Raw genomic sequence first — 18,433 nt, 5'->3', positions numbered from 1 at the left:
CAGGGGCGCCGCGGGAAACGGGTTCCGTGGCTCTCATGTGCGGAACACCGCGCTGATGGCGGGGGCAATGTCCCGGTAGTTGCGGATGGTGCGGGGGGTACCGCGGCCCGCCTGGGCCAGTTCCCGGCCCAGAGCGACGTCCGTCTCGGCGCTGATGTCGATCAGCACGTCAAGCCGTGGCAGCCGGGTTGCGGCCAGTCGCGGATCGGGGCCGGCATTGTGGACGCAATCCGAGAGCAGCAGTACACGAGCGTCCCGGACCGGTTGCCGGGCCAGTTCCCGATGTGCGAGCTCGAGCGGAAAACTGACGTTCGTCAGTCCCCGCGCCGGCATCCGCAGCAGGGTATCCACCAGCTCCAGAGGCTTCAGTTCACCGCCCAAGGGCAGCAGCAATGCGGCATCGGACCAGAAAGCAATCACGGCCAGCGCATCCCGGTGCAGCTCGGACGCCAGCGCACCGACGGCGGCAGCCATCGTCTGCAGCCGCTCACCTTTCATTGAGCCGGACACATCGACCGCCAGCACCACGCTGCGGCGGGTCCGGATCCGGTCCCGGACCACAATGTCTTCATCCTCCGGCACTGGCCGTTCCGCCAGCACCTCCAGGGTCCGGTCCAGATCGATCTCGTCGGTGCCGCCGCGGTAGGGCAGGCTGGCCAGCACCCCGCCGCCCCGGTGCCTTGTGGAGGTACGACGCGGCCGAGGCACCGACAAAAGCGCGGCGATCTGCCGTACCCGTGCACGCACTGCCGGATCCACCGGAGCGTCCGAAATCCCGGCTGCCACCAGGGCGGCCGACTCATCGGTAAAGCCCGGGCGTGACGTCCCCGGCGGAGGAGCAGCGCCCGGAACCCGACGGCGGGAAGAGGCCGGGCGGATGACGACACCGCTGCCGCCGCTGGGCGCCGGTTCAAACACGGTGGGCTCCTCGGTCAGCTGCTTCGGCGTCCGGCGCAGCGGAGTGCGGCTTTGAGACTGCCGGGAGGTGCGCCGGACCACCGGCGAATCGGCTGCCACTTCTCTTCATCCGGGTGCTGCCGCTGCCGGGTTGAGGATGAAGTGGTCCTCCCAGATCTCCCGGAGTACGCGTTCCGGTGTGCTGTCGGCGGCTTCGTCCAGATGGATCCGGCCGGAGAGCGAGACAACCATGGCGTCGTAAACCATGCTTTGGTAGCCCTCGGTCCCGGCACCCGGGACTCCGCGCAGGCTTGCCAGCTGCAGGGCTACCAGCACGCAGTCGATGGCTCCACGCACGCTGGAGCCCTGCCGGACATCCGGATGCACGCGCGTGGCCCGGGTGACGGCCACTGCGTCAGTGGTCAATGCACGGCCCAGCGGCCCGTTCGCCTCGGTACGCAGCGCAACAATGCCGCGCTCGGCGTCGTCGTCCTGGTAGCCGATGGAAAGTCGGTTCAGGCGGTCATGCACCGAGGTGGACAGCCGGGTGGTGCCCATGTTGTCGTAGGGGTTCATAGAGGCGATCACGCGGAAGGTTGGGCGCGCGGTGATGCTGCCCACCCGCGGAACCGCTATGGAGCGGTCGGCCATCGCGGTCAGCAGGGTGTTCAGAGTGTCCTCCGGGGCACGGTTGAACTCCTCGATGTAGAGGAACCCGCCTGTCTGCATGGCTTCCACCAACGGTCCGGCGACAAAGTTGTCGGCGCTGTAGTCCTCGCGGAGCACCCGTGCGGGGTTGTGGTGGCCCACTAGTTTGGCGGGGGTGAGGTCGGCGTTGCCCTCGACGAAAAGCAGCGGAATGCCCCATTCCCGGGTGATGGCCCGGAGCATGGTGGTCTTGCTGGTTCCCGGGGGGCCCTCCAACACGATGTCCCGGCCGGCTGCGACGGCCGCGAGGGTCAATTCCAGCTCCCGCTCGCGGCCGACGAGGTGCGCGGCGATCCGGTCCCGGGTGTCGGAGATTTCCATTGCTTGCACTGGGAGTTCCTTTCGCTCCGGCTGCTTTAGCGGACGGCCCCGCCGGCGTCGACGGGGATTTGGCCACCGGTGACGTAGAAGGACTGGTCGGAAGCCAGCCATGCGACGGCGTTGGACACATGTTCGGGCTCGATCCAGGCCTTGCCCATCGGATTGGTGCCGGCGAAGGCCGCCTCGGCATCCGCAGCCTGCGGATCGTCCAACTCGGGCCGGAACAGCTGGTAGGTCTTCCGGTTCTTCACCATCAGGGTGTCGACGGAGTTCGGATGGATGGTGTTGACCCGGATTCCCAGCGGGCCGAGCTCGTTGGCCAGCGACTTCATCAGGCCCACCACGGCGTGCTTGGTGGTGGTGTATGCGGCAACGTTTGCCAGTCCCTTGAACCCGGCGAGGGATGAAATGATGACCACCGATCCGCCGGCGCCCGAAGCGATCAGGTGTTCGGCGGCGGCCTTGTAGGTGTGCCAGACGCCGGTGACGTTGATGTCCATGAGGTCCTGCCAGGACTGCTCGTCAACCTTGTGCGTGTCAGGGCCGAAGGTAAAAATCCCGGCGTTGGCCACTACGATGTCCAGCCGGCCCAGCTGCGCCACTCCCTGATTGACTGCCGCCGTCAGCGCCTCGATGTCCCGGACATCCGCTTCCATTGCCACGATCCGGCGGTCCAGGGCCTCGACCTGCCGGACGGTCTCCTTCAGGTCCTCCGGAGTGGCCGGCGGATAGAAATCGGTGACGCTGTCCACCGGGCCGCAGAGATCGACGGCGATGATGTCGGCGCCCTCCCGGGCCAGCCGGAGCGCGTGGCTGCGGCCCTGCCCGCGGGCAGCACCGGTGATGAATGCGACTTTTCCTTCAAGGGTTCCCATGGTGTTTCCTTTCCTGGTGCTGGTGCTGGTGCTGGTGCTGGTGCTGGTGCTGGTGCGGCCTGGTTGGCGCGGTGATCATTTGAGCAGGACGCCGGCGTCAATCGGGAACGTTACTCCGGTGATGTAGCGGGCCTCGTCTGAAGCAAGGAACAGCAGCGCGTTGCTGATGTCCCGTGCGTCAAGCAACGCGACGGGCAGGGGATTTACGGCAGCGAACGCTGCCATGACATCTTCCTTTTGCGGGTTTTCCAGATCCGGCCGGAACAGACGGTATGTGGGCTCGTTCAGGACCATGTCCGTGGCCACCGTGGATGGATGGAGTGAGTTCACCCGGATCATGTCCGGTGCCAGTTCCAAGGCCAGGGTTCTCATCAGACCAATCACACCGGTTTTGGCTGCCACATAATGGCCAATGTTCTGGGACGCTTTGATGCCGGCCCCTGAGCTGGTCAGGATGATGGATCCGCCGTTGCCCCCGGCCTTCAGATGGGGAATGGCTGCTTTGGCTGTATGCCACACGCCGGTGAGGTTGATGTCCATCATGTCCTGCCAGGATTCTTCGCTGATCTCCTCCATGCGGCCCATCGAGAAAATTCCGGCGTTCGCACTGACGATGTCCAACCGTCCCAGTTCCGCAACGCCCTCGTCCAGCGCTGCCTTCAAGGCGGTGTAGTCGCGAACATCGGCTTCGATGGCGACGATCCTCCGGTCGAGGGCTTCGACGTCTTTGACTGTCTGTTCCAGATCCTGGGTGGTCGCCATGCTGTAGGGCACAGAGCTGACCTGCCCGCAGATGTCGATCGCAATGATGTCTGCGCCCTCTTCAGCCAGGCGAATGGCGTGGGAGCGGCCCTGCCCCCGTGCCGCACCGGTAATAAAAGCGACTTTTCCTTCTACACGTCCCATTTGGTGCTCCAATCGGTTGATGGTGCGGATTAGTACTGGGTGTTTCCGGCGTCGACGGTCATTGTTAGTGAGGTGACATAGCGGGCCTCATCGGAGGCCAGGAAGAGGACGGCGTTGCTGATGTCCACCGGCTGGGTGATGTCCACGGGCAGCAGGTTGGTCATCATGCCAGCGACGCGCGGATGGTCGGTGAGCATCCCGCCCATGGCGGCCATGCCGTCGCCTGAGGCCATCGGGGTGTCCACGCCGGTTGGGTGGACGGAATTGACCCGGATGTGGTGTTCGGCGAGTTCGGTGGCGAAGGCATGCATCAGTCCGACAACGCCGTGCTTGGCAGCGACGTACGGGGTCAGGAACGGCAGTCCCTTCAGGCCCGCCGCGGAACTGGTGAGGACGACGGCTCCGCCGCCGGCCCGAACCAGATGCGGGGCCGCCAGCTGCACGGTGTTCCACACACCGGTGAGGTTGGTGCCGACAGTTTCCTCCCAGATTTCCGGGGTCACCTCATCCCACGGCTTCATGATGCAGATCCCGGCGTTGGCCACGACAATGTCCAGCCGGCCCAGCTCTGCCACCCCGGTGTCGATCGCCCGCTGCAGGGCGGCCCGGTCACGGACGTCGGCCTTGGTGGCGATGATCCGCCGGTCCAGGGCTTCCACTTCCTTCACCGTTTGGGCCAGGTCCTCCTCGGTGGAAGAGGGATATCCGATGCCCGGGATGGTGTCGCAGAGATCGACGGCGATGATGTCAGCGCCCTCCTGCGCGAGCCGGATCGCGTGGCTGCGGCCCTGCCCCCGGGCTACTCCGGTAATGAATGCGACCTTTCCTTCTACACGCCCCATCGCGTGCTCCTTTCGGGTGGTTGTGTCGGCTGATGCTGCGGAACCGGAAGTGTGGAACTAGTACTGAGTGACGCCGGCGTCGACGGTCATAGCCAGTGATGTGACGTAGCGGGCCTCGTCAGAGGCCAGGAAGAGGACGGCATTGGCAATGTCCTCGGGCTGAACCAGTTCCACCGGCAGGAGATTGGTCAACATGCCGCCGACACGCGGATGTGCTGCGAACATCGCGTTCATGGCGGCCAGTCCGTCCCCGGCCGACATGGGAGTGTCCACGCCGGCTGGGTGAACGGAGTTGACCCGGATGTGGTGTTCGGCGAGCTCGGTGGCGAAGGCGTGCATCAGTCCGACGACGCCGTGCTTCGAGGCAACGTAGTGGGAGAGGAACGGAAGCCCCTTCAAGCCCGCGGAGGAGCTGGTGAGGATGATGGACCCGCCGCCGGCCTGCACCAGATACGGCGCCGCCAGCTGTACGGTGTTCCACGCGCCGGTGAGGTTGGTGCTGATGGTGTCCTGCCAGATTTCCGGAGTCACCTCGTCCCACTGCCTCATGATCATGATTCCTGCGTTGGCCACCACTACGTCGAGGTGGCCGAATTCGGACACCCCCGCGTCCAGAGCCTGCTGCAAAGCGACTCGGTCCCGGACGTCGGCCTTGGCTGCAATGATCCGCCGGCCCAAGGCCTCCACCTCCTTAACCGTTTGCTCCAGGTCCTCCTCCGTCGCTGAGGGATATGCGATGTCCGGAATGGCGTCGCAGAGATCAACGGCGATGATGTCAGCGCCCTCCTGCGCCAGTCGGACGGCATGGCTGCGGCCCTGTCCCCGGGCTGCTCCGGTAATGAAAGCGACTTTTCCTTCTACACGCCCCATGGCATGTCTCCTTTGGTAATGGTGTTCACAATGGTTACTCGGGTTCAGAATGGTTATTTGGCTGTGGCTCCGGCATCGACGGGCAGGGTCACGCCGGTGATGTACCGGGCTTCGTCCGAGGCGAGGAACAGCACGGCGTTGGAAATGTCCACAGGTTCCACCCAGGGTATGGGCAGCACGTTAAGTGGCTGGAAACGTTCGGCGATCTGCTCGCGCGTCGGGTCTGCCAGATCCGGGGCGAAGAGCTTATAGATGACCTGGTTCTGGATCATGTCCGTGTCCACCCCCGTGGGGTGGACGGTGTTCACCCGGATCATGTCCGGTGCGAGCTCGAGCGCCAGGGCGCGCATCAGGCCCACCACCCCGTGCTTGGCTGCCACATAGTGTGCCGAGTTTTCGATGCCCATCAGGCCTGCGGTGGAGCTGGTCAGGATAATCGATCCGCCGTTGCCTCCCGCTTTCAGATGCGGAATGGCAGCTTTGGCGGTGTGCCAGACGCCGGTGAGGTTGACGTCCATCATGTCGCCCCACTCTGCATCGGAAAGCTCCTCCGCCCGGGCGAAACCGGCTATTCCCGCGTTGCCGCAGACGATGTCCAGCCGGCCCAGCTCGGCCACCCCCTCATCCACCGCAGCCTTCAGCGCTGCAAAGTCCCGCACATCGGCTTCAATGGCCACGATCCGCCGGTCCAGCGCTTCAACGTCCTTGACTGTCTGCTGCAGGTCCTCAGCGGTTGCCATCGGGTAGTGCACGGTGTCCATTTGCCGGCAGATATCGACGGCGATGATGTCCGCGCCCTCCTGGGCCAGCCGGATGGCATGGCTGCGTCCCTGCCCCCGGGCGGCACCGGTGACAAACGCTACTTTTCCCTCGACACGTCCCATTGCTGGTCCTCTTTTCTTCGTCGGTGCTCCGTGGTGTTAATGCGCGTGTTTCTTGCGTGCGTGGAATCAGCCGCAGCCGCACTTGTCGCCGCAGCCGCCGTTTCCTGCCGGATCCGCCGGCCCCGGGACGAATCCGGCGAGCGGATTTTCGGCGCAGGCACTCACCGGAGGCTGCTCCACCCGGCGCCGGGAAATGGTGACCGGAACCGGGCCGGTGCGTGGCCGGGGAGGGGAGGTCCGGTGGGAATGGTCGACGCCGGAGCGCGGCGCGGTTTCCGCCGTCCGGGCCTCCAGTGCTTCGGCGCCCAGTCCGCGGACACATTCCGGATCGGGACCGTCCAGCGGCAGGCCGGTGAAGAATTTGGCCGCCATGCAGCCGCCGCGGCAGGAATCATAGAAGGAACACGAGGCACACGCGCCGCCGGTCTGCGGGCTGCGCAACTCGGTGAAGAGCTCAGAGTGCCGCCAGACTTCAGTAAAGCCTCCCGGCGCGCGGACGTTGCCGGCCAGGAACTGGTCGTGGATGGCGAACGGACAGGCGTAGACGTCACCGACCGGATCAATCAAGCAAACCACCCGCCCGGCGCCGCACATGTTTAGTCCCGGCAGCGCACCGCCGTAGGCGGACAAGTGGAAGAAGGAGTCGCCGGTCAGCACGTCCTCGCCGTGGGCCACGAGCCAGTCGTAGAGTTCACGCTGCTGCTCCGCCGTGGGATGCAGCTCATCCCACACATCGGCGCCGCGGCCGGAGGGTCGCAGACGAGTCAGGCGCAGTTGGGCGTTGTACCTGTCGGCGATGGCCTTGAATTCGTCCAACTGCGGAATGTTCTGTCGGGTGCAGACCACGGAAATTTTGAAGCCGGTAAATCCGGCATCCGCCATGTTTTGCATGGCCCGCAGAGCCGTGTCGTAGGATCCTGGCCCGCGCACGTGGTCATTGACTTCGGCGGTGGCTCCGTCCAGGGAAATCTGTACGTCCACGTAGTCGCTGCCTGCCAGCCGCGCGGCAACCTCCGGGGTAACCTTCACACCGTTGGTGGAGAATTTCACCCCAACCTGGTGAGCTGTGGCGTAGTCCACAAGCTCCCAGAAATCGGGGCGCACCGTTGGCTCACCGCCGCCAATGTTCACATAAAAGACTTGCATGCGCTGAAGCTCGTCGATGATCCCCTTGCACTCCGCGGTGCTCAGCTCGCGGGGATCGCGGCGGCCTGAGCTGGACAGGCAGTGTACGCAGGAGAGATTGCAGGCATAGGTCAGCTCCCAGGTCAGGCAAATCGGGGCGTCCAGGCCGGTCTCAAACAGGTCAACGAGGGTAGTGGGCCGGGGCGGCGCATCCGGGAGCAGGGTCATGGCTGCCTCTCAATGAGCATTGCGGAAGTGGCCAGGGTGCAGAGTGCCTGCTGGTACCGGGTTAGATCGCCGTTGCCGACGCCAACTGCGGCACAGGCCGAGCGGGCCGTGGGTTCCTCGGCAAGCTGCCGCACCAGGGCCAGCAGCGTCCGGTCCTTTAGGAAGGAGAGCCGTCGGGTTCCGAAATGATAAAGGAGGGCACCGAAGGGTTCAGGGCGGACGGAAACCTGGGGATGAAGCTGCCAGGCGCTGTTGAGGTCAAACGTCTGCATGTGCGGCGTGCCCCTAGTACACGCCGCACATGCCGTCGATGGAGACTTCCTCCACCAACAGGTCCTCGGAGAATTCCGGATCCTGGGCAGCCGAGTCGGATGCGGATTTTTCAGTGGCAGCGGTGTTCGAGATCATTTTGTGCTCCTTGCGTCAGAAACCGGCGTCGATGGCGATACTCTGTGTGCGCAGAACAGTAACGGCACCCAGTGCCATTGGGAAGAGGTAATTTCTTGGACATTTCAGCTGCTGCGGAGCCGATCCGATCCGGCCGCAAGCCGGTGACGACAAAGGAGGAGCTCAGCCATGTGGCGCTTGCCCTGTTCAATCACCGTGGATTCGACCGGGTCACCGTTGATGACATCGCTGCCGCCGCCGGCATTGGCCGCCGCACGTTTTTCCGCTATTTCGCGTCCAAGAATGATCTTCCCTGGGGAGATTTCGAGGCGCTGCTGGAGCGGATGGCTGAGTATCTGCGGTCGCTGCCGGCGGAGCAGCCACTGATTGCCGGATTGTGCAGTGCCGTTATTGAGTTCAACCGTTTTCCACCGGAGGAAGCCCCATTTCACCGGCAGCGGATGGAACTGCTGCTGCATGTGCCGACGCTGCTGGCACACTCCACCCTGCGCTACGCGGCCTGGCGCCAGGTGGTCGCAGAGCACGTGGCCCAGCGGCTGGACGTACCGGAAGATAGCCTGAAACCGCAGGCTATCGCGTGGGGGCTGCTGGGGCTGTGCCTGGCGGCATACGAACAGTGGCTTCGCTCCGATGCCTCGGACCTGACGCAGCTGCTTCGGGAATCCCTCAAACTTGTAGATGGCGTTGGGGACCGACCCTAGCCGGGTCTCTGGTCCTTCCCCTTGCCGGCCAGTACCCCGAACAGGACACGCGCTCCGCAGCCGGCCGCCGCTGGTTTAAGGGAAGAGACGCCATGTCCGAACCCGTAAACGACGGTACGCTCGAGCACAACCGTGTCCGGACCCTGGTTCCGCTCGCCGTTCCGGCGATCCTGATCGGTGTGGTGTCGGCACTGGTGCTCTTTGCCCTTGATGAACTCAGCCTGTTGCTGCAGCACCTGCTGTGGGACAACCTGCCCGCCGCCGTCGGTGCCGATCCGCAGGGCGGCTGGTGGATTTTCGGCACCCTGACCCTCACCGGACTCGGCGTTGGCCTCATTGCGCGGTTCGTGCCCGGACACGCCGGCCCGGATTCCGCGGAGTCGGAACTGGCCGAATCGGCCCTGCCGATCAGCGTGGTGCCCAGCCTGGCGGCCGCGGCGGTTCTGGGGCTGGCAGGCGGCGTCAGCCTGGGCTCGGAAAACCCGATCATCGCCATCAATGCTGCAATCCTGACGGTGCTGGTCGGACGCCTGTTTCGGTGTGTTCCGCCCCGGCTCATCCTGGGGCTGACGGTCGCCGGAACCGTGGGCGCACTGTTCGGCACACCGGTGGCTGCGGCGCTGCTCTTCACCGGGATGGCCGGCGCGATGGGCGGCGGCGGAGCCCTGTTCGACAAACTTTTCCTGCCGCTTGCTTCCGCCGGCACCGGGGCCGTCACCATGACCCTGCTGGGCGGCACCCTGCTGCACATCACACTGCCGCCAATGGCAGCCCCAACGGATGGGACGTGCTGGCGGGCTTTGTCATTGCCCCGCTGGCCGCAGCCTTCGCCCTGGTTGGCGTCGCCGCGTTTACCAGGGTGCACCGTGGCTTCCGCCGGCTCCGGAATCCGGTGCTCTACACGATGCTCGGCGGCGCGCTGATGGGCGTCTTGGGTGTGATCGGCGGCCCGAGCACACTGTTCAAAGGCGCCGAGGAATCGGCCGAGCTGCTGGCACACCGCGGCGATGATTCAGCCTGGACCTTGGTGCTCCTGGCGGCCGTGAAACTCGCGGCCCTGGTGATCGCGGCAGCGGCGGGCTTCCGCGGCGGCCGGATCTTCCCGGCAGTGTTTGTCGGTGTGGCGGTGGGGCTGGCCGCCTCGGCCCTGGTTCCGTCATTGCCCGTCAGCCTCGCGGTGTCCGCGGCTGTGCTCGGAGTAGTCATCGCTGTCGCCCGCGACGGCTGGATGGCCCTGTTTATCGCCGTCGTCATCACCGGCGACGTGGACGTGACGGCCGTTCTGCGCCTGGCGGTGCTGCCGGCCTGGCTTGTGGTCACCAATGCCCGCACATGCTGGCGGCCGACGACGGCGGAAGCCGCGTTGGTGCCTAAAGTCTCCTTTGCGCGGTGCGGGGAACTGGGGACATCGGCGGCGGCCCCGTTATAACGCAATCATCCAAAGTATTGGCGGCAGTCCCGTGGACAAGCCCCTTACCCGCCGTTGCGAAAAAATCCCTACAACTCAAAGCGAAAATCGGGCTGCCCGCTATTGCGCAAGGGCAGTTCGGATAAACTTGTCCGAAGGGGTGGTCCAGAATTATAGAAATAGGGACAAGACCACGTGGCTCAGAAAAAACAAGTTCTCCTGATTGACGACCTCAACGGCGAAGATGCGCAGGAAACTGTGAAGTTCGCCTTGGACGGCGCTCAATATGAAATCGACCTGACAACCGAGCATGCGGCCGAACTTCGCGAGAAGCTAAGTCCGTATCTTTCCAGCGGACGGCGGCTGCGCGGTGCAGCAGCCGGCCGCACTGCACGACGTGAAAGCGCACCGCGCAGTGACGACAGCCGAAAGATCCGTGAATGGGCGATTGCCAACGGCTATACGCCAAGCGCCCGCGGCCGGATCAGCCAGGAAATTCGAGAGGCTTACAGCTCCGCGAATAAGTGAGTTCCCGGATGCGTTTCCGGGCGGGCAGAGATGTCCTTGCCAGCGCTCGTTCCAGTCTCGGCCGGGCATGGACGTTTCAGGAGGGGGTGCCCGCCTGGAGGCGGTGTCACGGGGGACCGGTGGTGGGTTCAGCCCTGCGCCGGTTCACGCGGCGCAGCAATCCGTCTCATTTCGCCGCTCCTGCGTCATGTAACGCGCTGCTGGAGTTTTAGAGCCGACGGCGGCATGCTGGTTTCAGCCCCTCCGCGCGGCACCCGGCGACCGGCCGGAGAGGGGACGCACCCGCGTTGCCAGTGGATGAGCGCCTGATCCACACCATCCAGAGCAGCTGAGAGACCTGCCTCCGCGACGCTGCAGCTTCCCCCGGAAACATTCCCTCCGGAACGGTGCTAATGGCAGGACCGATGGAAGGAATTCCCATGACGCTTGACCGCATTTCCACCAGCCACGCCGGTTCGCTGCCCCGCACCGCGGAACTGATAACCGCCAATGCGGCCCGCACCTTCGCCGAAGACGGTTTCACGCTCGAACGCACCCCAGAGTTTGACGCACTGTTGACCACCGCCGTCGTCGACCTGGTTCAGCGCCAGAAGAACCTCGGCATTACCATCCCGGGCGACGGCGAATACGGCAAAGCGATGTCCAATGCCGTCGACTACGGGGCCTGGTGGACATACAGTTTCCAACGGACTTCAGGTCTGGAACTCACAGATTTCAATCCCATCACTGCAGAGCCCATTCGAAGTGGACCCGGCGACATTCGGCTGACCTCTTTTGCCGACCGGCGGGACTGGACCCAATTTGCCGCTGCCTATTCGGATCCGGAAAGCGGGATTCAGCTCGGCCGGAACGCCACGGCCTTTCCCACAGCCACCGGTCCCATCAGCTACATCGGCCGCGACGCCCTGAACAGCGACATAGCAAACCTCAAGGCCGGCCTCGCGGCCGCGGATCTTCCCACCGGTTTTATCACCTCGTTGTCGCCGGGTTCGGCCAGCCGAATCGGCAATGAGTACTACCGGAGCGAAGAGGAATTCATTTATGCCTGGGCCGACGTCCTCCGCGAGGAATACAAAGCCATCGTGGACGCGGGGCTGATTGTGCAGATCGATGACCCATCCGTCGCCGAAAACTGGGACCAGATTAATCCCGAGCCCAGCGTCGAGGACTACCAGCGGTTTACCCGGATCCGGGTGGATGCACTGAACCATGCCCTGCGGGGGTTGCCGGAAGAGCAGGTGCGCTTCCATGTCTGCTGGGGTTCCTGGCACGGTCCGCACACCACCGACATTGGGTTCGAGCACATCGTGGATCTGGTGCTGGGCATCAACGCCGGCTCCTATTCCTTCGAGGCCGGCAACGTGCGCCACGAGCACGAATGGACCATCTGGCAGGATCGGCAGCTTCCCGACGGCAAGGTCCTGGTTCCGGGCGTGGTCTCCCATGCGACCAACGTGGTGGAGCATCCCGAACTGGTGGCCCAGCGGATTGAGCGCTTCGCCTCCCTGGTGGGCCGGGAAAACGTCATCGCGGGCACCGACTGCGGGCTTGGCGGCCGCCTGCATCCGGACATCGCAGTTGCCAAGCTGGAGTCGCTGGGGCGTGGCGCTGAAATTGCCACGAACCGACTTTTTCACGGAGCGGCCGCCGCACACTAACGAATGCCGCACACTGACGGATGCCGCACCCTGACGGGCGGCGCTGCAGTGGCAGTTTGAAGTCTTCGGACACTATTGACGGACGCTCTTGGGCGCGCCCATACTCGGGTCACTAAGCGATCAGTTACCTACGCAGGGAGCCGTCATGACCACAGAGACCATCCGTTCCGGTTTTGATCCGACGGCAGTGCAGGACGTCGACAGCGACCTGTACCTGCTGGACAACCTGCTCGACGACGAAACAAAGGACGTGCAGGCCAGGGTTCGGGCGTTTGTGGATACCGACCTGCTGCCGGTCATCAACGGGTACTGGGAACGGGCGGAAGTTCCGTTTGAGCTGGTTCCCAAGCTTGCGGCCCTGAACATTGCCGGCGGAACCATCAAGGGGTACGGCTGCCCGGGACTGAGCCGGATGGCGGCCTCCGTGGCGGCGGCGGAACTGGCCCGCGGCGACGGTTCGATCAACACCTTTTTTGGAGTGCACTCCGGCCTGGCGATGGGCAGCATCGACATGCTGGGCAGCGAGGAGCAGAAACAGCGCTGGCTGCCGGCCATGGCCCGGTTCGAGAAAATCGGCGCCTTCGCCCTGACCGAGCCGGAGCACGGGTCCGATTCGGTCTCGCTCGAAACGTCCGCCCGCCGCGAGGGGGACACCTATGTCCTGAACGGGGGCAAGCGGTGGATCGGCAACGCGAGCTTTGCCGACGTCGTCGTTATTTTCGCCCGCGATGAAGCCGACGACGCGGTGAAGGCATTCGTGATGGAAAAGGACGACGACGGCAATCATCCGGCCGGCTACAACGCCGAGGTCATCACCGGCAAGATCGGCAAGCGCGCCGTCCTGCAGCCCAACATCGTCATTGAGGACCTTAGGATTCCGGCCGAGAACCGGCTGGAGAACTGCAACTCCTTCAAAGACGTCAACAAGGTCCTGGCCGCAACCCGCGGGGGAGTGGCGTGGGAGGCCCTGGGGCATGCCGTTGCGGCCTACGAGATTGCCGTCGCTTACGCGAAGACCCGGGTGCAGTTCGGAAAGGAGATCGGCAGGTTCCAGCTGGTGCAGAACAAGCTGGCCAACATGCTGGCCCAGCTTACCGCCATCAAGCTGACCTGCTTCCGCCTCAACGAACTCGCGGACCAGGGCGTCATGACCAGTCCCATGGCGTCGATGGCGAAGATGTTCGCCGCCCGGCAGGGTCGCTGGATCTGTTCAGAGGCCCGCGACATCATGGGCGGCAACGGCCTGCTGCTGGAGAACCATGTTGCCCGGCACCTGACCGACATGGAGGTAGTCTTCAACTACGAGGGCACTGATTCGATGCAGTCGCTGATCCTCGGGCGGCACATTACCGGCTTCTCCGCGTTCGCCTAGCCTGGCGCCCGGAGAGGCATGCCGGGCGCCAGGGGAAGCGGAAACAGGGGGACGGGTTTGGCAGATTGGGATGACGTGCTGGCGGCTGTGGCAGCGGCTCTGTCGGGAGATAAACCTGAAGGGCGGCGGCTGCTGGTGTTGTGCTGGGAGAGTGTTTCTCCGGAAGACCATGCCCAGCGGTGCGTGCTGGCGCATTACCTCGCGGATGTCCAGGACGAGTTGGACGCCGAGGTCGGCTGGGACGAAACGGCACTGCACGAACACGGCTTCCTGGACAACGGGGACCTCAAACCCGTGGGAATTCCGTCGGTGCAAGGCATGCTGCCGTCGCTGCACCTGAATCTCGGTGATGGCTACCTGCGGCGCGGCCAGGGCGGGTTGGCCCGCGAGCATCAGCGGGCCGGAATGGTGCGGTCCAGCCATCTCTCCGACGACGGCTACGGCGCGATGATCCGCTCCGGGCTGGACAACCTTGGACTGCGGATTTCCTCTGCGGGAGCCTGACCGCGGGCATGGCGATGAGCGGCGCTTCCTCAGCGCCGTGCTGCGCAATCCGGTGAATGCGAGCATTCTGGAGCGCGCGCCGCAGCTGGGGATAGCATCCGGATACCTCCTATGCTGCCGAAGATGGCGTTATCCACAGTGCTCACGCGCTCTTCGCCGATCTGGGTGTGCGCGTGGAGATCCGCAACGAAGCCCGGGTGCACCTCTGGTACGGGGAGCATTTCGGTGTGCCGGCCGTTCCCTTCACGCCAACCACTGACGACGACGGCGGGCTGAGGAGCTATGCCCCGCGCGGTTACCGTGACCTGTTTGACCGCCGGATCGTTCCCAATCCGGTCCTGTCGCCCCGCAGGGTGTATGAGGACAAGACCCGCCGCTGGGCGGCCGAATGGCCTGCGCTGGAGGTTGTTCCCTGGCCCGAGGCGCCTCGGCACTGACGGAGGGGGAGCGGACGTTCTGGGAAGCGGAGGTCCGGGGGAGCGGGGAACGGGAAACCAGTGCGGGGCTGGCCAAAGGGGCAAAGGTTCAGTGGCCGCTAGCTCAGCCACATTCCGCCGGCTCCGCTTTGATCCTGCCTTGTCTTGCTGCAGCCGGTCCTTGAATACGACTGCTTCCGCCTCGCCTCCGCCATATGACGAGAAGCAACCCTGACGGGATTTTACGTATCCATTGCTATCCATTCATATAAACTTTTCCGGATATGCTGCCCAAAATGTCAGCGCGAATCACCGAGGTTACGAACCACACCTCAGCAGCTCCCAAAAACATTCACAGACCGGGGGGTCTGACCGGCGCAGGCCCGCCAGCTGCAACGGCCTCAGCCGCTGGATTCCACGGTTAGTCGCCGCTCGGGGTGCCGGCCGCGCCCAGCAGGCGCAGGGCCATGGCGCTGTGGTGCTCGCCGATTTCCGCCGCGCTGAGCCGGCCGCTGCTGCGGTACCAGCGTGCGACGTCGATGCACAGGGAGAGCAGCGTGACCACCGCCATGTTGGCATCGGGCACGTTGAAGACGCCCTGAGCGAGGCCGTCATCGACAATCCGGCGAAATTCGTCCTCCACCTGGTGGCGCATCCGCAGAACGTCAGCCAAATGCTCCTCGCTGAGCGCCGGCAGTTCGAAATTCACCACCCGGGACTTGGTGTGGTTGGCGGCCTGCCACTCCACCAGGCTCCGGACCAGGCCACTCATCTGTTCCGCCGGTCCCTGGTCGGAGTTCGTGCTGGAACGTACCAGTTCGAGCGTCCGTTCGTGGCCGACTTTGGAGATGCAGTAGAGCAGGTCTTCCTTGGACTTGTGATGGACGTAGACCGCTCCGGAGGTCACCCCGGCACCGGAGGCGATGTCCCGCGTCGTCGTGCCGTGGAAGCCTTTGGCCGCAAACGCATCTGTTGCGGAATCCAGCAAGCGCTGGGCGGTGTCGGTCATAGCCATGCTCCATTCGGGCCCGGGAAACGCGCCGTCGCAAACTAAGCGATCAGCAACCAGAGTACAGCTGCCATCGGCCCGTTGAAGGCTGCCCCAAACCGCGGCGCTCACCCTATTTCACGCGCAGTCCCATGACCCGGCCGGTGTGTTCGGCTGCGGGATCCATGACCTCGGGCCACTGTGCCGTCAGCATGAACAGGAGACCGCCGTCGGTGCCGCCGGCGGCGCAGGAGAAGCAGCCCTGCTCCAGCTGGACCGTCTGCAGCACCGCACCGCCCTGCCGGACCCGGACGCAGCGTTCCCCGGGCACCTCGGCAAACCAGATTCCGCCGGTGCCGTCCCAGCAGATCCCGTCCGGTGCGCTGCCCTGCACTCCGGCCCACACTCCGTCCGGGACGAGCGAGCCGTCCTCCCCGATCCGGAAGGACGCAAGGCGCCCCGCGTTGGATTCGGCCACCACAAGCGTGCCGCCGTCTTCCGACACCAGCATGCCGTTGGGGAACGCCAGTCCGGCGGCAACCTGTTCCACCGAGCCGTCCGGCCGGATGACGGCGATGATCCCGTTGTCCTGCGCCTCGCCGGTGTAGTCATAGCCAATGCCGTTGACGTAAATGTTGCCCGAGGGGTGCACGGCTATTTCATTCCACGGATATTCGGAGATGCCGCGCAGATCCGCCAGCGGCACGAGTCCCGCGTTGTGCACCTCCAGCAGGACCGTTGCATCGCTGCCGGAGACCACTGCCATGCGTCCGTCCGGCAGCCAGTCAAAGCTGATGGGAAACGACGGAACGGCAGTCACCCGCCGGACATGGCCGTCGCCGTCGAGAGCTGAGATGGTGCCGGCGGTCCAGTCGGCGAACCACAGTTCGTTTCCATGCCACCGGGCCGATTCCCCCATGCCGAGCCCGGACGCCAGCGTCGTCACTTCCGTCATATCTGCACCTCGTTTGTGAGCGTAACGGTGAACTGTTCGTGCGGCTTTCCAGTATGCAGCGGCGGCCGTGCCGGGAACAGGGCAGGCCGGAGGCGATTTCGCCCGGACCGGCCGGCACGGCGCAGCGGATAAGATGAGTGGCTTGGTCAACGGGAGAACAAACACCGGACGGTCCTTCGACCGCCCGGTACCGTGTGCCAGCTTCCATCCCCGAGAGGACACCCCATATGAGCCTGATCCGGCTGCAGGACGTTAATGTTGGCTTCGACAAGACGCAGATCCTGCGTGAGGCCTTCTTCCGTCTGGAACCAAAGGACCGGGTGGGGTTGATCGGCAAGAACGGTTCGGGCAAGTCCACGCTGCTGAAGCTGATCCTCGAGCAGATTGTTCCGGATTCCGGCACGGTCACCCTGGACCAGGGCCTGAAGATCGGCTACTTCTCCCAGTTCTCCGAGCTGAACGGCGAGTCGACCATCACTGAGGTGCTCGACGCACTGTTCGTCGAGATCAAAGCCACGCAGGCGGAACTGGCGGCCATCGATGAGACGATCGCCGCGGACCCGGAACCCAAGGTGCTGGACAAGCTGATCAACCGGCAGGCCGAGCTGTTCGAGACCATGGACCGGCTGGACGGCTGGGACTACCCGCGCCGGATCGACGCCGCGCTGACCACTCTCGGCTTCAGTGAGGCGCACCGTGTCTGCCCCATCGACGCCCTCTCCGGCGGCTGGCGCAACCGTGCGGCCCTGGCCAAGATCCTGCTCGAGGCCCCGGACGTGCTGCTGCTTGATGAGCCCACCAACTACCTGGACGTGGCCGGCGTTGAGTGGCTGGAAAGCTGGTTCCGCGACTTCCGCGGGGCCGCCGTCGTCGTCTCCCACGACCGGAAGTTCCTGGACGCGGTGGTGACCCGCATCATTGAGGTGGAGAACTACCACCTGCACGAGTACCCCGGCAACTTCGGTGAGTACGTGATCCAGAAGCAGTTCCGGCTCAAGGCGCTGGCGTCCCAGTTTGTGCATGAGTCGGAGCTGCTCGCCTTCGAAGCCGAAGGTATTTCGGACCGGCGCGAGGCCGCCAAGGCCGGCAGCGGTGCCCTGGACGGCAAGCTCGCCAAGATCAAGAAGGCCCGCGCGCCTCGCCCGGTGGACCAGATCATCACCGAGATTTACGGCGGCCTGCATGTGAAGGACAACCTGTGCCGGGTGGAGTCCCTGGAAAAGTCCTACGGCGACAAGACCCTGTTTTCCGGGCTGAGCTTCGAGATTCGGCGCGGCGACCGGCTCGTGGTCCTGGGCTCGAACGGCAGCGGCAAGACCACCCTGCTGCGCGTTCTTACGGGCGAGGAAAAGGCCGACGCCGGCAAGGTCGCCTGGGCGAACGGCGCCCGGATGGTTTCCTACAACCAGGTGCTTGCCGAGCTCGACGACGCCGACACCGTCACCCACGCGGTGAACGCCATGCCGGACAGCCTGGCCCTGACCGCCACGAAGAAATCGGTCAACCGGTTCCTGACCATGTTCCAGTTCTCCGAGGCGGACCTGAAGCAGAAGATCGGCAACCTGTCCGGCGGGCAGAAGGCCCGCGTGGCGATGGCCCAGTGCTTGCTCTCCGGCGCGTCGGTGCTGCTGCTCGATGAGCCCACCAACCACCTGGACCTCTCCAGCACCCAGGTCATGGAGCGGGCACTGCTGCACTTCCCCGGTGCCGTGGTGGTGGTCAGCCACGACCGGTTCTTTACCGACAAGATCGCCAACCGGCACCTCGTGTTCGGAGCCGACGGCGCCGCGCCGGGGGAGATCGACCTCCGCGTCGCCTAAACCGCGGGGCCCGCTGGCG

General features: G+C 64.7%; 20 protein-coding genes and 1 pseudogene. 9 read left to right on the top strand and 12 right to left on the bottom strand.

The genetic code is table 11. The features are described from left to right. Window positions 1-33: 33 nt before the first annotated feature. From QNN99_RS08375 to mftA, 10 genes are all read right to left on the bottom strand, one after another. Entirely contained in the window at window positions 34-1,017 is a 984-nt protein-coding gene (locus QNN99_RS08375) for a vWA domain-containing protein (protein WP_229966006.1), read from the bottom strand. 6 nt (window positions 1,018-1,023) lie between these two features. Next, window positions 1,024-1,926 carry an AAA family ATPase gene (locus tag QNN99_RS08370; protein WP_229966098.1) on the bottom strand — a complete coding sequence of 301 codons (903 nt, stop codon included), beginning with the start codon at window positions 1,924-1,926 and terminating at the stop codon, window positions 1,024-1,026. 35 nt (window positions 1,927-1,961) lie between these two features. Further along, on the bottom strand, window positions 1,962-2,801 hold the full coding sequence (locus QNN99_RS08365; RefSeq protein WP_229966005.1) for a mycofactocin-coupled SDR family oxidoreductase: 840 nt from the start codon (window positions 2,799-2,801) through the stop codon (window positions 1,962-1,964). A gap of 75 nt (window positions 2,802-2,876) precedes the next feature. Beyond that, on the bottom strand, window positions 2,877-3,707 hold the full coding sequence (locus QNN99_RS08360) for a mycofactocin-coupled SDR family oxidoreductase (RefSeq protein WP_229966004.1): 831 nt from the start codon (window positions 3,705-3,707) through the stop codon (window positions 2,877-2,879). A gap of 29 nt (window positions 3,708-3,736) precedes the next feature. Next, a complete protein-coding gene (locus QNN99_RS08355) occupies window positions 3,737-4,549 on the bottom strand; it encodes a mycofactocin-coupled SDR family oxidoreductase (protein ID WP_229966003.1) in 813 nt (270 codons plus the stop codon). Window positions 4,550-4,606: 57 nt separating this feature from the next. Next, on the bottom strand, window positions 4,607-5,419 hold the full coding sequence (locus QNN99_RS08350; RefSeq protein ID WP_229966002.1) for a mycofactocin-coupled SDR family oxidoreductase: 813 nt from the start codon (window positions 5,417-5,419) through the stop codon (window positions 4,607-4,609). A gap of 53 nt (window positions 5,420-5,472) precedes the next feature. Next, window positions 5,473-6,303: a mycofactocin-coupled SDR family oxidoreductase gene (locus tag QNN99_RS08345; RefSeq protein WP_229966001.1), complete on the bottom strand. Its 831-nt coding sequence runs from the start codon at window positions 6,301-6,303 to the stop codon at window positions 5,473-5,475. Window positions 6,304-6,369: 66 nt separating this feature from the next. Next, window positions 6,370-7,656, bottom strand: coding sequence for a mycofactocin radical SAM maturase (mftC, locus tag QNN99_RS08340; RefSeq protein WP_229966000.1), 1,287 nt, complete (start codon window positions 7,654-7,656; stop codon window positions 6,370-6,372). After that, window positions 7,653-7,928, bottom strand: a complete 276-nt coding sequence (gene mftB, locus QNN99_RS08335) for a mycofactocin biosynthesis chaperone MftB (RefSeq protein ID WP_229965999.1) — start codon at window positions 7,926-7,928, stop codon at window positions 7,653-7,655. Before mftB ends, mftC begins: the two co-directional genes overlap by 4 nt. Window positions 7,929-7,941: 13 nt before the next feature. After that, a complete protein-coding gene (gene mftA, locus QNN99_RS08330; protein ID WP_229965998.1) occupies window positions 7,942-8,064 on the bottom strand; it encodes a mycofactocin precursor MftA in 123 nt (40 codons plus the stop codon). 95 nt (window positions 8,065-8,159) lie between these two features. Between mftA and mftR the strand changes: the two genes are divergently transcribed. From mftR to QNN99_RS08290, 8 genes and pseudogenes are all read left to right on the top strand, one after another. Then, window positions 8,160-8,765, top strand: a complete 606-nt coding sequence (mftR, locus tag QNN99_RS08325) for a mycofactocin system transcriptional regulator MftR (protein WP_229965997.1) — start codon at window positions 8,160-8,162, stop codon at window positions 8,763-8,765. A gap of 92 nt (window positions 8,766-8,857) precedes the next feature. Beyond that, window positions 8,858-9,688 carry a chloride channel protein gene (locus tag QNN99_RS08320; RefSeq protein ID WP_284015818.1) on the top strand — a complete coding sequence of 277 codons (831 nt, stop codon included), beginning with the start codon at window positions 8,858-8,860 and terminating at the stop codon, window positions 9,686-9,688. After that, entirely contained in the window at window positions 9,571-10,194 is a 624-nt protein-coding gene (locus QNN99_RS08315) for a chloride channel protein (protein ID WP_284015821.1), read from the top strand. The genes QNN99_RS08320 and QNN99_RS08315 overlap by 118 nt, the downstream gene beginning before the upstream one ends. Before the next feature lie 174 nt (window positions 10,195-10,368). Next, window positions 10,369-10,701 carry a histone-like nucleoid-structuring protein Lsr2 gene (locus QNN99_RS08310; RefSeq protein ID WP_229965996.1) on the top strand — a complete coding sequence of 111 codons (333 nt, stop codon included), beginning with the start codon at window positions 10,369-10,371 and terminating at the stop codon, window positions 10,699-10,701. 419 nt (window positions 10,702-11,120) lie between these two features. Beyond that, complete coding sequence (locus QNN99_RS08305; protein ID WP_231712726.1) at window positions 11,121-12,359, top strand: cobalamin-independent methionine synthase II family protein; 1,239 nt, start codon at window positions 11,121-11,123, stop codon at window positions 12,357-12,359. A 145-nt stretch (window positions 12,360-12,504) separates the two neighbouring features. Next, complete coding sequence (locus QNN99_RS08300; protein ID WP_229965995.1) at window positions 12,505-13,731, top strand: acyl-CoA dehydrogenase family protein; 1,227 nt, start codon at window positions 12,505-12,507, stop codon at window positions 13,729-13,731. Between the two features lie 57 nt (window positions 13,732-13,788). After that, entirely contained in the window at window positions 13,789-14,235 is a 447-nt protein-coding gene (locus QNN99_RS08295; protein WP_229965994.1) for a hypothetical protein, read from the top strand. Between the two features lie 113 nt (window positions 14,236-14,348). Beyond that, window positions 14,349-14,672, top strand: a pseudogene (locus QNN99_RS08290) (nucleotidyltransferase family protein); the annotation flags it as partial. 400 nt (window positions 14,673-15,072) lie between these two features. On the opposite strand, the gene QNN99_RS08285 reads toward QNN99_RS08290, so the two are convergent. Together QNN99_RS08285 and QNN99_RS08280 are read right to left on the bottom strand one after the other, a co-directional pair. Continuing rightward, window positions 15,073-15,660 carry a TetR-type transcription factor C-terminal domain-containing protein gene (locus tag QNN99_RS08285; protein ID WP_229965993.1) on the bottom strand — a complete coding sequence of 196 codons (588 nt, stop codon included), beginning with the start codon at window positions 15,658-15,660 and terminating at the stop codon, window positions 15,073-15,075. A 112-nt stretch (window positions 15,661-15,772) separates the two neighbouring features. Next, window positions 15,773-16,594, bottom strand: a complete 822-nt coding sequence (locus QNN99_RS08280) for an SMP-30/gluconolactonase/LRE family protein (protein ID WP_229965992.1) — start codon at window positions 16,592-16,594, stop codon at window positions 15,773-15,775. Between the two features lie 227 nt (window positions 16,595-16,821). Here QNN99_RS08280 and QNN99_RS08275 point away from each other — a divergent pair, with 227 nt between their 5' ends. After that, window positions 16,822-18,414, top strand: a complete 1,593-nt coding sequence (locus QNN99_RS08275; protein ID WP_229965991.1) for an ABC-F family ATP-binding cassette domain-containing protein — start codon at window positions 16,822-16,824, stop codon at window positions 18,412-18,414. Window positions 18,415-18,433: the final 19 nt, after the last annotated feature.

The sequence above is a fragment of the Arthrobacter sp. zg.Y820 genome (genome assembly GCF_030125555.1).
GTDB lineage: Bacteria > Actinomycetota > Actinomycetes > Actinomycetales > Micrococcaceae > Arthrobacter_B.
The sequence above is the reverse complement of the archived record's forward strand: the minus strand, read 5'-3'. Positions and strand labels throughout refer to the sequence as shown.

Coding starts and splice junctions, on each gene's coding strand:
- QNN99_RS08285 (WP_229965993.1), bottom strand. CDS start 15,660: ATGACCGACACCGCCCAGCGCTTGCTGGATTCCGCAACAGATGCGTTT.
- QNN99_RS08360 (WP_229966004.1), bottom strand. CDS start 3,707: ATGGGACGTGTAGAAGGAAAAGTCGCTTTTATTACCGGTGCGGCACGG.
- mftA (WP_229965998.1), bottom strand. CDS start 8,064: ATGATCTCGAACACCGCTGCCACTGAAAAATCCGCATCCGACTCGGCT.
- QNN99_RS08305 (WP_231712726.1), top strand. CDS start 11,121: ATGACGCTTGACCGCATTTCCACCAGCCACGCCGGTTCGCTGCCCCGC.
- QNN99_RS08370 (WP_229966098.1), bottom strand. CDS start 1,926: ATGGAAATCTCCGACACCCGGGACCGGATCGCCGCGCACCTCGTCGGC.
- QNN99_RS08355 (WP_229966003.1), bottom strand. CDS start 4,549: ATGGGGCGTGTAGAAGGAAAGGTCGCATTCATTACCGGAGTAGCCCGG.
- QNN99_RS08350 (WP_229966002.1), bottom strand. CDS start 5,419: ATGGGGCGTGTAGAAGGAAAAGTCGCTTTCATTACCGGAGCAGCCCGG.
- QNN99_RS08275 (WP_229965991.1), top strand. CDS start 16,822: ATGAGCCTGATCCGGCTGCAGGACGTTAATGTTGGCTTCGACAAGACG.
- QNN99_RS08365 (WP_229966005.1), bottom strand. CDS start 2,801: ATGGGAACCCTTGAAGGAAAAGTCGCATTCATCACCGGTGCTGCCCGC.
- mftC (WP_229966000.1), bottom strand. CDS start 7,656: ATGACCCTGCTCCCGGATGCGCCGCCCCGGCCCACTACCCTCGTTGAC.
- mftB (WP_229965999.1), bottom strand. CDS start 7,928: ATGCAGACGTTTGACCTCAACAGCGCCTGGCAGCTTCATCCCCAGGTT.
- QNN99_RS08280 (WP_229965992.1), bottom strand. CDS start 16,594: ATGACGGAAGTGACGACGCTGGCGTCCGGGCTCGGCATGGGGGAATCG.
- QNN99_RS08345 (WP_229966001.1), bottom strand. CDS start 6,303: ATGGGACGTGTCGAGGGAAAAGTAGCGTTTGTCACCGGTGCCGCCCGG.
- QNN99_RS08300 (WP_229965995.1), top strand. CDS start 12,505: ATGACCACAGAGACCATCCGTTCCGGTTTTGATCCGACGGCAGTGCAG.
- QNN99_RS08320 (WP_284015818.1), top strand. CDS start 8,858: ATGTCCGAACCCGTAAACGACGGTACGCTCGAGCACAACCGTGTCCGG.